Source organism: Aeromicrobium piscarium (assembly GCF_007421815.1).
GTDB classification, from domain to species: Bacteria; Actinomycetota; Actinomycetes; order Propionibacteriales; family Nocardioidaceae; genus Aeromicrobium; species Aeromicrobium piscarium.
In genome coordinates, this window is sequence record NZ_VLNT01000002.1 from 96544 (window position 1) to 108934 (window position 12391).

Genomic DNA, 12391 nt, shown 5'->3' on the forward strand with positions numbered 1-12391 from the left:
GTGCGTGGCGGCCGGTGGGAGCGGTGACCTACGCACCTCTCGCCCAGCAGGGCGGTGGGTTACGCACCTCTCGCGACCCACGAGGGGTGTGTAGGTCACCGCCCACGCTCGCGAGGGGTGTGTAGGTCACCGCCCACGGAACCGTCAGACGACGAGGGGTTCGAGGACGGCGCGGAGCTGCTCGGGCACCGGGGTCACCTCGCGGCCCTCCCCCGTCACGTAGACGTGCACGAAGCGACCGACCGCCGCCGGCTGCTCGTCGCCCTGGAAGAGCCCGATCTCGTAGACGACGCTGGACCGCCCGAGCCTGGTGACCGCGAGCCCCGCCTCGACCGGCAACGGGAAGCGCAGCTCGCGCAAGAACCGGCAGCCGGTCTCCGCGACGATGCCGTAGGCGTCCAGCCTGCGGATGTCGGTGCCGCTCGCCTCGATCAGGTACCCGTTCACCGCCGTGTCGAAGTACGAGTAGTACTTGACGTTGTTGACGTGCCCGTAGACATCCTCGTCCTCCCAGCGGGTGCCGATGGGACGCAGGACCGGATAGTCCGAGCGGAGCCGTTCGGTCACGATGCTTCTTCCTCGTCGTCACGCAGTCGCTGGCTGATGACGGCGGACACGCCGTCGCCGCGCATCGAGACGCCGTACAGCGCGTCGGCGACCTCCATCGTGCGCTTCTGGTGGGTGATGACGATGAGCTGGCTGTTGGCGCGCAGCTCCTCGTAGATCTCCAGCAGCCGCCCGAGGTTGGTGTCGTCGAGCGCGGCCTCGACCTCGTCGAGGATGTAGAAGGGGCTCGGCCGGGCCTTGAACAGCGACACCAGGAAGGCCACGGCCACCAGCGACCGCTCACCCCCGGACAACAACGAGAGGCGCTTGACCTTCTTGCCCGGCGGACGGGCCTCGACGTCGATGCCGGTGGTCAGCATGTTCGACGGATCGGTCAGCACGATCTTGCCCTCGCCGCCGGGGAAGAGCCGGCTGAAGACGTGCGCGAACTCGCGCTCGACGTCCTCCCACGCCTCGGTGAAGACCTGCTCCACCCGCCGGTCGACCTCCTCGACGATCTCCAGCAGGTCCTGGCGGGTCTTCTTCAGGTCGTCGAGCTGTTCGGAGAGGAACTGGTGCCGCTCCTCCAGGGCGGTGAACTCCTCGAGGGCGAGTGGATTGACCTTGCCGAGCATCGCGAGCGACTTCTCGGCCGTCTTGAGCCGTTTGGCCTGCTCCTCGCGCACGAATGGCACCGGCTCGGCGTCCTCCTCCCCCAGCGCCGGCACAAGCTGCTCGGGACCGTACTCGGCCACCAAGGTCTCCGGGTCGATGCCGACCTCGGAGAGCGCACGCTCATGGAGCTGCTCCAACCGCAGCACCAGCTGGGAGCGCGCCATCTCGTCGCGGTGCACGGAGTCGGTCAGCTGCTTGAGCTCGTTCTCCAGATCGCGCACGCTCGTGCGCACCTCGCGCACCTGCTGTTCGCGACCGGCTCGGGCCTGCTCGATCTGCGTGCGACGTTCGGAGGCCCGACCGGCGGAGGTCTCGAGGCGTTGCAGTGCGGTGTCGATGCCCCCGAGCACGGCCGTGGCCGTCTCAGCCTCGCGGCGGCGCTGCTCGCGTCGCTGGGCAGCGCGCTCCCTGGCCTCACGCTCGGCGGCAGCCGCTCGCAGCATGTTCTCGACCTGGGTCGCGAGGGCGCGGGCGCGCTCCTCTGCGGTACGCAGCGCGAGACGGGCGTCGGTCTCACCGCGGCGGGCGGCCGACGCGGCGTCGGCCAGCTCCTCCAGATGGCTGGTGTCCGGCTCCTCCTCGGGCGCGGACTCGGCCTGCTCGACCCGCTCCTCCAGCTCGGCGAGACCCGCCAGGGCCTCCTCACGCGCGACCTTAGCCTGCTCGATCGAGGCCTCCAGCCGTTCAGCCTCCGCCGTGGAGGCGCGCGAGGCGGTGCCGAGCTCGCCGAGCTTCTCGGCGACCGCGGACATCGCGGCGTCCGACTCGTGCAGGCGGCTGAGGGCGGCGTCGACCAGGCTCTGTGCCTCCTCGTGCTCTGCGGCCGCCTTCTCGGTCTCGAAGCGGAGCCGATCGAGCTCGGCACCGACCTGGGAGAGCTGGGTGTCCGCCTCCTCGATCGCGGCGGTCACCTCTAGCAGGCTCTGGCTCGCCGACGAGCCACCCTCGGCGAAGTGCGCGCCGAGCCGGTCGCCCTCGCCGGTGACGGCCACGACCTCCGGCACGGAGGCCACGAGTGCCCGCGCGGCGGCTAGGTCGTCGACGACCGCGACCTTGTCGAGCAGTCGCCGCAGGGCCGGTCGCAGCTCGGCCGGCGCGTCGATCAGGTCGATCGCGTACGAGGCTCCGGACGGCAGATCCGGCCAACCACCGCCGAGGTCGGGCGCCCCGCCCAGGACGATGCCCGCGCGGCCGAGATCCTCCTCCTTGAGCCTCTCGATGGCCCCGACGGCCGCCGGGGCGCCGGACACCGCGAGCGCATCGGCGGCGGCACCGAGCGCCGCCGCGAGTGCGGCTTCGTGTCCTGGATGCACGCTGATGAGAGTGGCCACCGAACCGAGGAGGCCGTCGACCTCCTCGGGGACCGCGAGCAGAGCCCCCGCGCCGTCCTTGCGCGCGAGGCCGAGCTCCAGCGCCTCCTTGCGGGCGCGCAACGCATCCTGGCGACGCTCGGCCTCGTGCCGGCGCTGCTCGAGGGACTTGGCCGTCTCCTCGGCGGCCGCCAGTCGCTCCTCGGCGGTCTCCAGCTCCTCGTCAAGGCCGGTCTCCCCCGCGTTGAGGCCCGCGATCTGGCTCTCCAGCGTGGTGAACTCGCGCTGAGCCTGTTCGGCGCGCTCCCGCGCGGCTTGGGCAGCGGTGGTGAGCCGGCCGATCTCGTCGTCCGCCCCGGCGGCACGGCTCTTGACCGTGCTAAGTTGACCATGCAATCGGGCGAGACCCTCGCGTCGATCGGCGGCGGCCCGGAGCAGGCCCGCGATCCGTTTCTCCTCGGCGGTGTACTCCTCCTCCGCCGCGCCTCGACGCTCGATGATCTCGGCGAGCGACTGCTGAGCCTGCTCGACCGTGCGCTCCAGCTCGGCGTGCTCGTCACGGGCGCGGCGGGCGTCGGCCTCCAGCTCCTCGGGGTCGCGGCCGGGGACCCGATCGTCGTCGGCCTCGGCCTGAGCCAGCCGGATGCGCTCGCGCGCAAGACCAGCCATGCCGTTGAAGCGCTCGCGCACGCTGGTCAGCGCGTACCAGGTCTCATTGGCAGCGGCGAGCTGCGGCGCATCGGCCGCGAGCGCCTGCTCCAGCTCGACCTCGGCGGCGCGAGTCTCCCGCAACGCGATCTCGGCATCGCTCTGGCGCTGCTTGAGCACCTGCTCGTCGGCCAGCTCGGTCTCCATCGTGCTGGTGGCAGTCACGATCTCATCGGCCAGCAGCCGCGCACGGGCGTCGCGGACGTCGGCCTGGATGACGGCGGCTTTGCGGGCCACCTCGGCCTGACGTCCGAGGGGTTTGAGCTGCCGGCGCAGCTCGGTGAGCACGTCGTTCAGCCGGGTGAGATTGCCCTGCGTGGCCTCCAGCTTGCGCAGGGCCTTCTCTTTGCGCTTGCGGTGCTTCAGGACGCCGGCCGCCTCCTCGACGAATCCGCGGCGCTCCTCGGGCGTCGCGCGCAGGATCGTGTCGAGCTGTCCCTGCCCGACGATCACATGCATCTCGCGGCCGATGCCCGAGTCGCTCAGCAGCTCCTGCACATCGAGCAACCGGCAGGTGTTGCCGTTGATCGCGTACTCCGAGCCGCCGCTGCGGAACATGGTCCGCGAGATGGTGACCTCGGTGTAGTCGATCGGCAGCGCGCCGTCGGTGTTGTCGATGGTGAGGACGACCTCGGCGCGCCCGAGCGGCGGCCGGCCGGCAGTGCCGGCGAAGATGACATCCTCCATCTTGCCGCCGCGCAGCGACTTGACGCCCTGCTCGCCCATGACCCACGACAACGCGTCGACGACATTGGACTTGCCGGAGCCGTTCGGGCCCACCACAGCGGTGATGCCGGGCTCCAGCTGCAGCGTCGTCGAGGACGCGAAGGACTTGAAGCCTCGCAGCGTGAGGGTCTTGAGATACACCACGTCTCCCGAAGCGGCCGGCAGAAGGACTACTGGCTCACCCTAGTTGATGGTGGCGGGCGGCTCGCGCAACCCGCGCCGCGCGACGGCGAACGGTCCCATGCCTGGGCACGGGACCGGAATCAGCGCGAGGCGGGCTCGAACAATTCGGCGACGTCGTCGACGCGCGATCCGAGCGCCTCGACCAGGCCGTCGTTCTCGACCTTGAGTCGCAGCACCTCGGCCTCGAGGTCGGCGACCCGGCGGCGCAGACGAGCCAGTTCACCGGCGGCGTGATCGTACGACGGGCCTGCCAGATAACCGACGAGCGCTTTGGCCATGAGTGTCCTTCACAAGAGTTCAGACGGGTGTTGGCAGCCATGACTGCCATCGTCCAGTGTCTCACCGGCACATCGAGAGGGTCAAATCACCCGACCACAGGCTTGCCCTCACCACCGGCCGTCGACTACTAGGGTGGAGGCCGTGTCCGATCTCTTCACCTCACCGACCGGCGACTGGACCGCAGTCTCCCCACGACTCGCGACGGCCCGTCGACTCATCGGCGCCGTCTGCGGCGGAGTGCTGCTGCTCATCGGGATCATCCTGGCGATCGTCCTGTGGTGGTGGCTGGGCCTTCCCGTCGCCCTCATCGGCCTCGTCATCGCCGGCTGGGTGTGGTGGTGGGCGCCCCGCAACCGGCGCAGTTGGGGGTATGCGGAGGGCGAGGAGGACTTCGTCGTGCGCGGCGGCATCATGTTCCGCCGGCTCGTCGCCGTGCCCTACGGACGCATGCAGTTCGTCGACGTCGAGGCAGGCCCGATCGCGCGCCAGTTCGGCTTCGCGACGGTCACCCTGCACACGGCCAGCACCAAGACCGCCGCGGGCATCCCGGGTGTGCCGATCGACGAGGCGAACCGACTGCGCAACCGTCTGACGGAACTCGGCGACTCCGGGGGCGCCGGTGTCTGAGCTGCCACCGGACGACCTCGAGTCGCCCGAGGAGCCGGGTACCCCGGCCGTCCCCGCCGGCGCCCAGACCGATGGACGCCGCACCCATCCGCTGACCGCCCTCGTCCAGGGCGGCATCTGGGCGGGTCTCGGCATCGTGGGCCTGTTCAACGCCTTCGTCAACGGCGACACCTTCAGCCTGTTCAGCGGCGCCATCGCCGTGGCGGCGGCGGTGGCCGGCGGTCTGCTGATCGGACTGGTCGCGGGCTTCCTCCGGTGGTACTTCACCCGATACTTCATCGACGGAACCGAGTTACGCATCGAGTCGGGAGTCATCTTCCGCACCTCGCGGCGCATCCCCTACGAGCGCCTCCAGTCCGTCGACATCGACGAGCCCTTCCTCGCTCGCCTGGTCAAGCTCTCCGAGCTGCACATGGAGATGGCCGGCGGGGGCGAATCGCGGTCGACGCTGCGCTTCCTCCCCCTCGACGAGTCGCGCCAGCTACGTCGCGTCCTGCTCGCGCGCGCCCACGGGGCGGGTGCCGACGAGGCCGTGGGGGTGGCCGAGGAGCAGCGAGAGGTCATCACCGTCGTCGGCCCCGATCGCATCATCATCGGCACGCTGCTGTCCCTGGACTTCCTCTTCGCCGTCGCCGCGATCGTAACCCTGTTGATCGTCGGCTTCGCGGTGCCCGATGCGTGGGCCGTGCTGGGCGGCATCATCCCCACCGGCTTCTGGTTGGTCCAGATCATCGGCAGTCGCGTGATCGCGCAGTGGAACTTCACGCTGTCGCGCGGATCTCGGGGCCTGCGGATCGAGCGGGGCCTGCTCTCACGCAGTTCGCAGACGATCCCGTACGAGCGTGTGCAGGGCATCGCGGTGGTGGAGCCGTTCATCTGGCGCAAGCTCGGGTGGCAGCGCCTGTCGGTCGACATCGCCGGATACGGGGCGTCGTCCGACGAGGAGAACGGTGTCTCGGACACCACGCTGCTGCCGATCAGCGATCCGCCGCTCGCCCGAGCGGTCGCCGAGGAGCTCATCGCCGGATCCGATCCCGACGCCGTCGAGCGCACTCCGGTCTCTCGCCGGTCCTGGATCTTCGCCCCGATCGGCTATCGCTTCCGCTGGGTGGGTGCTTCGGACCGGACCTTCATCGCCCGCGAGGGCTGGATATCGCGGCACGCGGATCTGGTCCCGCACCACAAGACGCAGTCGGTCGCGCTCCGTCAGGGTCCCTTGCAGCGCTGGCGCAAGGTGGCCACGGTCGAGGTGCACACCCCTCCGGGCCCGGTGAACGCTGAAGGCCGCCACCTGGATGCCTCGGTCGCCCGCGACATCGCCGACCAGCAGATCGCCCGCGCCCCGCACTAGCCCCCGGAGGTGGCGTCCTCGGCGGCGATATCGATGGCTCCGGCCAGCTCGCGCGAGTCGAGCCAGCCGTCCGGCAGGTGAACACGTTTGGGCGATCCCTGTCGGCCACGTGGCGTCCCGAGCTCGGAGACCGGATACGGCTCGTCGGGATCGAGTTCGACGAGCAGGGAGTCGAGGGCGGCGTACGACGACACCATGCCGAGGTCCTCGCGGATGCGGCCTCCGGCCGGGAACCCCTTGAGATACCAGGAGACGTGCTTGCGGAACTCCACGCACCCGCGCTCCTCACCCAGCCATTCGCCGAGCAGCTCAGCGTGGCGACGCATCACGCCCATCACCTCACCGAGGCGGGGCAGTTCCTGCGCCGTCTCCCCCGCGAAAGCCGCGGACAGATCGCGGAACAGCCACGGCCGGCCTAGACAGCCGCGGCCCACGACCACGCCATCGCAACCGGTCCGCTCGACCATGGCGATGGCGTCGGCGGCCTCCCAGATGTCGCCGTTGCCGAGGACGGGTATCGAGGAGACGGCCGCCTTCAGCTCGCCGATCGAGTCCCAGTCGGCGCGGCCCGAGTAGTGCTGGGACGCCGTGCGCCCGTGCAGCGCGATCGCCGCCGCGCCCGTGTCCTCGGCGATGCGTCCGGCATCCAGATAGGTCAGGTGGTCGTCGTCGATGCCCTTGCGGGTCTTCATCGTGACGGGGACGCCGTACGGACGCGCCGCTTCGACGGCCTCGGTGAGGATCTGTCCGAGGAGCGTCGCCTTCCAGGGCAGCGCCGCTCCCCCGCCCTTGCGTGTGATCTTGGGAACGGGACAACCGAAGTTGAGATCGACGTGGTCGACCCCGTGCTCGCCGCACAGCACCCGGACGGCCTCGCCCATCGTGGCGGGATCGACGCCGTAGAGCTGCACGGACTTGACCGACTCGTTGGGGGCGAAGGTCAGCATCGACAGGCTGACCCGGTCCCGTTCGACGAGCCCCCGCGAGGTGATCATCTCGCAGACGTAGAGACCGGCCCCCTGCTCGGCGCACAGTTGGCGGAAGGCCGCGTTCGTGACACCGGCCATCGGCGCGAGCACGACCGGTGTCGCGACCTCGATGGAGTCACCCAGGCGCAGAGGTCCGGGCAGCGTGGCAGTGGGCATGGCATCCAGTCTCCCAGCCCCCGCAACCAGAAGCTCACGAACCTACTCCTCAGGGGCAGGGGTGTCCTCGGGGGCGGGGACCGTCCAGCGGATCGCGGAGGCCGCGTCGGTGACCTGCAGGTCGATCGACTCCACCTGGCGGTCCGCGGGGAGGAGGTAGACGAGACACTGCTCGATCTCCTCGCCGGCCTCCAGATCGGCGGGCACAGGCGTGGGCGGGCACGGCTCGAAGGAACCGACGATCGAGTTGGCGGTCAGCAGCGTGCGGTCATCGGTGTGCGCGAAGATCGGCAGCGAGGTGGTTCCCGGCGTGCCGGGCCCCTCGTTGACCACCGTCACCCGCACATATCGCGGGGAGGAGGCGGCGTCCTCCTCAGACAGCGAGAACAGCGAGAAGTCGGCGATATCGCCGGTGTCGACCGCCGTGACAGTGACCGTCAGCGCGGTCGCGTCCTCGGCATCCTCGGGGTAGGCGACGGTCGCGCTCTCACCGAGGTCCAGCTCCGTGCCGCCCTCGTTCAAGGTCACGCCGTCCGGTACCTCCAGGCCGGTCGGCTCCTCCTCGTCATCGCCGCCGGAGCAACCGCTCGCCACGAGGGCGAGCGCCAGCATGGTGCCGACGTACCACGGTGTCCTGCTCACGAGAGTCAGCGTGCCGGACGGCCGGTCAGGCGCCGATGAGGCGCGCCGCGAGGTAACCCTCGACCTGATCGAGAGCCACGCGCTCCTGATTCATGGTGTCCCGCTCGCGGATCGTCACCGCCTGATCGTCGAGGGTGTCGAAGTCGACCGTGATACAGAACGGCGTGCCGATCTCGTCCTGCCGGCGGTAGCGCTTGCCGATCGCCTGGGCGTCGTCGAAGTCGACATTCCAGTTACGGCGCAGCTGCGCGGCGAGGTCGCGCGCCTTCGGCGAGAGAGCCTCGTTGCGCGAGAGCGGCAGCACCGCGGCCTTGACCGGGGAGAGCCGCGGATCGAGCTTGAGCACCGTGCGCTTGTCGACCCCGCCCTTGGCGTTCGGGGCCTCGTCCTCGGTGTAGGCATCGACCAGGAAGGCCATCATGGACCGGTTGAGCCCGGCCGCGGGCTCGATGACATAGGGGATCCACCGCTCGTTGTTCTGCTGATCGAAGTACGAGAGATCCTGGCCCGAGTGCTCGCTGTGGGTCTTGAGGTCGAAGTCCGTGCGATTGGCCACGCCCTCCAGCTCGCCCCACTCCGAGCCGGTGAAACCGAAGCGGTACTCGATGTCGACGGTGCGCTTGGAGTAGTGCGAGAGCTTCTCGGCCGGATGCTCGTACAGCCGCAGGTTCTCCGGATCGACGCCGAGGCCGGTGTACCAGGACATCCGCTCGTCGATCCAGTAGTCGTGCCACTCCTCGTCCGAGCCCGGGGCGACGAAGAACTCCATCTCCATCTGCTCGAACTCGCGCGTGCGGAAGATGAAGTTGCCCGGCGTGATCTCGTTGCGGAAGCTCTTGCCGATCTGACCGATGCCGAACGGCGGCTTCTTACGCGAGGTGGTCATGACCTGGGCGAAGTTGATGAAGATGCCCTGGGCGGTCTCGGGACGCAGGTAGTGCAGTCCCTCATCGGACTCGACAGGGCCGAGGAAGGTCTTGAGCAGGCCGTTGAACATGCGCGGCTCGGTCCACTCGCCGCGCGTACCGCAATTGGCGCAGACGATATCGGTCATCGGGACGGCATCGGGGTCGTCGAGCCCCTTCTTCTCCGCGTAGGCCTCCTGCAGGTGGTCCTGGCGGAAGCGCTTGTGGCAGGACAGGCACTCCACGAGCGGGTCGACGAAGGCCGACAGATGCCCTGAGGCCTGCCACACCGGAGTCGGCAGGATGACCGAAGAGTCGAGGCCCACGACATCGTCGCGGCCCTGCACCATGGTCTTCCACCACTGGCGCTTGATGTTCTCCTTCAGCTCGGTGCCCATCGGCCCGTAGTCCCAGGCTGAACGGGTACCTCCGTAGATCTCCCCGCACTGGTAGACGAATCCTCGGCGCTTGCAGAGGCTGATGACGGTATCGAGAACGGAGGCGGGCATCGCAGACTTCCAATCCGGCTGGGTGTCGGTGGGCTTTCGCAGTGCGTCGTAACGCTCTGCGCCCAGGGTCGCCTCAGCCTACTCGGCCCGGACGTTTGCCGGGCTCCCACCCGAGACTTCCTCCTGGATGGCAGAACCCAGGTGACCGCCATCACTCAGGTCACCCGGATTTGACAACCATTCCGGCGACTTATGAGAATGGTTCCCATGCACAGGTCTGTCCTTCCCGCCCTGCTCACCGCATCCGCACTGACCCTCGCGGCATGCGGCGGCACCGACGACTCCGGTGACGACGGCGTGTCCGTCGTCGCGTCCTTCTATCCCGCGCAATATCTCGCCGAACGTGTCGGCGGCGATCTCGTCGAGGTCTCCACCCTCACCTCGCCGGGCGTAGAGGCCCACGACCTCGAGCTCACCGCACGCCAGATCGGCGAGCTGCGCGATGCCGACGTCCTGGTGTACCTCGAGCACTTCCAGGCGGCGGTCGACCACGCGGTCGAGCAGGCCGACCGGGATGCTGGCACCACGGTCGACCTGGCCGCGGGTGTCGAGCTCCTGGAGGAGTCCGACGGCGGCCACGACCATGCCCACGAGGAAGAAGGGCACGAGGACCACGACCACGGCGAGGAAGGCCATGAGGAGGACCACGCCCACGAGGAGGACGGCCACGACCACGGCGGCGTCGATCCGCACCTGTGGCTCGATCCCGCCAACCTGGAGCCCGCGGCCACCGCGATCGCCGATGCCCTGAGCGACGCCGATCCGGGCAATGCCGACACGTACCGAGCCAATGCCGACGAACTCGTCGAGGACCTCACGACCCTCGACGAGGAGTTCGAGACCGGCCTGGCGCAGTGCGAGCGCCGCGAGTTCGTCACCAGCCACACCGCATTCTCCTACCTCGCGCACGCCTACGACCTCACCCAGGTGCCGATCGCCGGCATCGACCCGGGCACCGAGCCCTCGTCGGCGCAGCTCGCCGAGATCACCGACCTGGTCCAGGAGGAGGGCATCACCACGATCTTCACCGAGACGCTGGTGTCCCCCGCCCTCGCTGAGACCATCGCCCGCGAGACCGGGGCACGGACGGCTACGCTAGACCCGATCGAGGGCCTCACCGACGAGACCGCCGATGCCGATTACCTGTCGCTCATGCGAGACAACCTCGCCGCACTGCAAGAGGCCAACACCTGCCGATGACATCACCGCTCACCGCCCGCGGGGTCGAAGTCGACCTCGCGGGCGGTCCCGTCGTCCGCGGCGTCGACCTCACGGTCGGCACCGGCGAGTTCGTGACACTGCTCGGCGCGAACGGGTCGGGCAAGTCCACCCTGGTCCGCGCCCTCGTGGGGCTGATCCCGGCGCGCGGCTCGATCGAGCTGTTCGGCACACCGCTCGCACGTTTCCGCGACCGCTGGCGCTTGGGTTACGTTCCTCAACGGCCCGGCAGCTCGAGCGGCGTGCCGGCGACTGTGCGCGAAGTCGTCACGAGCGGACGCCTCGCCCATCGCCCCTTGCTCGGCTTCGCCTCCCGGTCGGACCGGGCCGCGGTCGATGAGGCCATCTCCCACGTCCGGCTGGGCGCGAAGGCGGACCAGCCGATCACCGAGCTCTCCGGTGGTCAGCAGCAGCGCGCCTATATCGCGCGGGCGCTGGTCGGCGATCCGCAACTGCTGGTCATGGACGAGCCCACCGCCGGAGTCGACGCCGAGAGCGCCTCGGTACTGGCTTCGCTCATCGGCCACCTCGTCGATGATCACGGCATGGCGGTGCTCATGGTGGCGCACGAGCTCGGCCCCATGCGTGCGCTCGTGGACCGTGCGGTCGTGATCGACGCGGGACGTGTCTCCTACGAGGGCCCGGTCGACGGCGTCAGGCACGACCACGCGCACGACCATCCCCATATCGGTGCGCCCGAGCGGGTCCGCCCGGTTCCCGAGGAGGGTCCGCTCGGATGACCGACCTGCTCGCCTACGACTTCATGCGCTACGCGCTCATCGCCGCCATCGTCACCGGGCTCGCGGCACCGGCGGTCGGCACGTATATCGTGCAGCGGCGTCTCGCCCTGCTCGGCGACGGGCTCGGCCACGTCGCGCTGACCGGCGTGGCGCTCGGCCTCTTGACCAATGTCGCCCCGACGCTGACGGCCGTGGCGGTCGCGGTGCTCGGCGCGGTGGCGATCGAACTGTTGCGCACCTACGCCAAGACAAGCGGGGACGTCGCGCTCGCGATGCTCTTCTACGGAGGCATCGCCGGTGGCGTCATGCTGGTCAACCTGGCCGGAGAGTCGGCATCGACGCTCAACTCCTTCCTGTTCGGCTCGATCACCACGATCGACGCGGCCGATCTGGTCACGGTCGCGATCCTGGGGCTCGTCGTGGTCCTGCTCTCGATCGGGTTGTCACCGCAGCTGTTCGCGGTCTGCCAGGACGAGGATCACGCGCGCGTGAGCGGTGTGCCGGTGCGGCTCTACACCATGTTCATCGCCGTGCTGGCGGCCGTCACCATCACGGTCGCGATGCGCACCGTCGGACTCCTCCTCGTGTCCGCACTGATGGTCGTGCCCGTCGCAGCGGCACAGCAGCTGACTCGCTCGTTCCGGAGCACGCATCTGGTCGCGATGGTGCTCGGCCTCCTCGCCGCCGTCGGCGGGGTCGTGGCGAGCTACGAGATCGACACGCAGCCCGGCCCGACGATCGTCATGTTGGCCCTCGCGGTGTTCGCGGTGGCGGCCGTGACTCGCGGGGTCGTGTCGTTGCGACGTTCGGCCCCGTAGACTGGCTGC

11 protein-coding genes are annotated in these 12391 nt (G+C 69.4%); 5 read left to right on the top strand and 6 right to left on the bottom strand.

Annotated elements, in window-relative coordinates:
* Positions 1-144: 144 nt before the first annotated feature.
* From FNM00_RS03300 to FNM00_RS03310, 3 genes are all read right to left on the bottom strand, one after another.
* On the bottom strand, positions 145-567 hold the full coding sequence (locus FNM00_RS03300) for an acyl-CoA thioesterase (protein ID WP_143911589.1): 423 nt from the start codon (positions 565-567) through the stop codon (positions 145-147).
* Positions 564-4106 carry a chromosome segregation protein SMC gene (smc, locus tag FNM00_RS03305; protein ID WP_143911590.1) on the bottom strand — a complete coding sequence of 1181 codons (3543 nt, stop codon included), beginning with the start codon at positions 4104-4106 and terminating at the stop codon, positions 564-566. Before smc ends, FNM00_RS03300 begins: the two co-directional genes overlap by 4 nt.
* A 122-nt stretch (positions 4107-4228) precedes the next feature.
* On the bottom strand, positions 4229-4426 hold the full coding sequence (locus tag FNM00_RS03310; protein WP_143911591.1) for a hypothetical protein: 198 nt from the start codon (positions 4424-4426) through the stop codon (positions 4229-4231).
* A gap of 142 nt (positions 4427-4568) precedes the next feature.
* Here FNM00_RS03310 and FNM00_RS03315 point away from each other — a divergent pair, with 142 nt between their 5' ends.
* A complete protein-coding gene (locus FNM00_RS03315) occupies positions 4569-5054 on the top strand; it encodes a PH domain-containing protein (RefSeq protein WP_143911592.1) in 486 nt (161 codons plus the stop codon).
* Complete coding sequence (locus FNM00_RS03320) at positions 5047-6405, top strand: PH domain-containing protein (RefSeq protein ID WP_143911593.1); 1359 nt, start codon at positions 5047-5049, stop codon at positions 6403-6405. The genes FNM00_RS03315 and FNM00_RS03320 overlap by 8 nt, the downstream gene beginning before the upstream one ends.
* Here the strand turns inward: FNM00_RS03320 and dusB are convergent.
* From dusB to FNM00_RS03335, 3 genes are read right to left on the bottom strand one after another with little or no spacing between them, the layout of a single operon-like run.
* Positions 6402-7550 (bottom strand): tRNA dihydrouridine synthase DusB, encoded by a 1149-nt coding sequence (gene dusB / locus FNM00_RS03325; protein WP_143911594.1) that lies wholly within the window; start codon positions 7548-7550, stop codon positions 6402-6404. The two genes, FNM00_RS03320 and dusB, sit on opposite strands and share 4 nt — an antisense overlap.
* A 42-nt stretch (positions 7551-7592) precedes the next feature.
* Entirely contained in the window at positions 7593-8192 is a 600-nt protein-coding gene (locus FNM00_RS03330; RefSeq protein ID WP_143911595.1) for a hypothetical protein, read from the bottom strand.
* A 25-nt stretch (positions 8193-8217) separates the two neighbouring features.
* Positions 8218-9606, bottom strand: coding sequence for a glycine--tRNA ligase (locus FNM00_RS03335; protein ID WP_143911596.1), 1389 nt, complete (start codon positions 9604-9606; stop codon positions 8218-8220).
* A 207-nt stretch (positions 9607-9813) separates the two neighbouring features.
* Here FNM00_RS03335 and FNM00_RS03340 point away from each other — a divergent pair, with 207 nt between their 5' ends.
* The 3 genes from FNM00_RS03340 to FNM00_RS03350 are packed head-to-tail and all read left to right on the top strand — an operon-like array spanning position 9814 to position 12382.
* On the top strand, positions 9814-10806 hold the full coding sequence (locus tag FNM00_RS03340) for a metal ABC transporter substrate-binding protein (RefSeq protein WP_143911597.1): 993 nt from the start codon (positions 9814-9816) through the stop codon (positions 10804-10806).
* Entirely contained in the window at positions 10803-11564 is a 762-nt protein-coding gene (locus FNM00_RS03345) for a metal ABC transporter ATP-binding protein (protein WP_143911598.1), read from the top strand. Before FNM00_RS03340 ends, FNM00_RS03345 begins: the two co-directional genes overlap by 4 nt.
* Entirely contained in the window at positions 11561-12382 is an 822-nt protein-coding gene (locus FNM00_RS03350; RefSeq protein WP_143911599.1) for a metal ABC transporter permease, read from the top strand. The genes FNM00_RS03345 and FNM00_RS03350 overlap by 4 nt, the downstream gene beginning before the upstream one ends.
* Positions 12383-12391 lie beyond the last annotated feature (9 nt).

Coding starts and splice junctions, on each gene's coding strand:
- FNM00_RS03310 (WP_143911591.1), bottom strand. CDS start 4,426: ATGGCCAAAGCGCTCGTCGGTTATCTGGCAGGCCCGTCGTACGATCAC.
- FNM00_RS03340 (WP_143911597.1), top strand. CDS start 9,814: ATGCACAGGTCTGTCCTTCCCGCCCTGCTCACCGCATCCGCACTGACC.
- FNM00_RS03350 (WP_143911599.1), top strand. CDS start 11,561: ATGACCGACCTGCTCGCCTACGACTTCATGCGCTACGCGCTCATCGCC.
- dusB (WP_143911594.1), bottom strand. CDS start 7,550: ATGCCCACTGCCACGCTGCCCGGACCTCTGCGCCTGGGTGACTCCATC.
- FNM00_RS03335 (WP_143911596.1), bottom strand. CDS start 9,606: ATGCCCGCCTCCGTTCTCGATACCGTCATCAGCCTCTGCAAGCGCCGA.
- FNM00_RS03345 (WP_143911598.1), top strand. CDS start 10,803: ATGACATCACCGCTCACCGCCCGCGGGGTCGAAGTCGACCTCGCGGGC.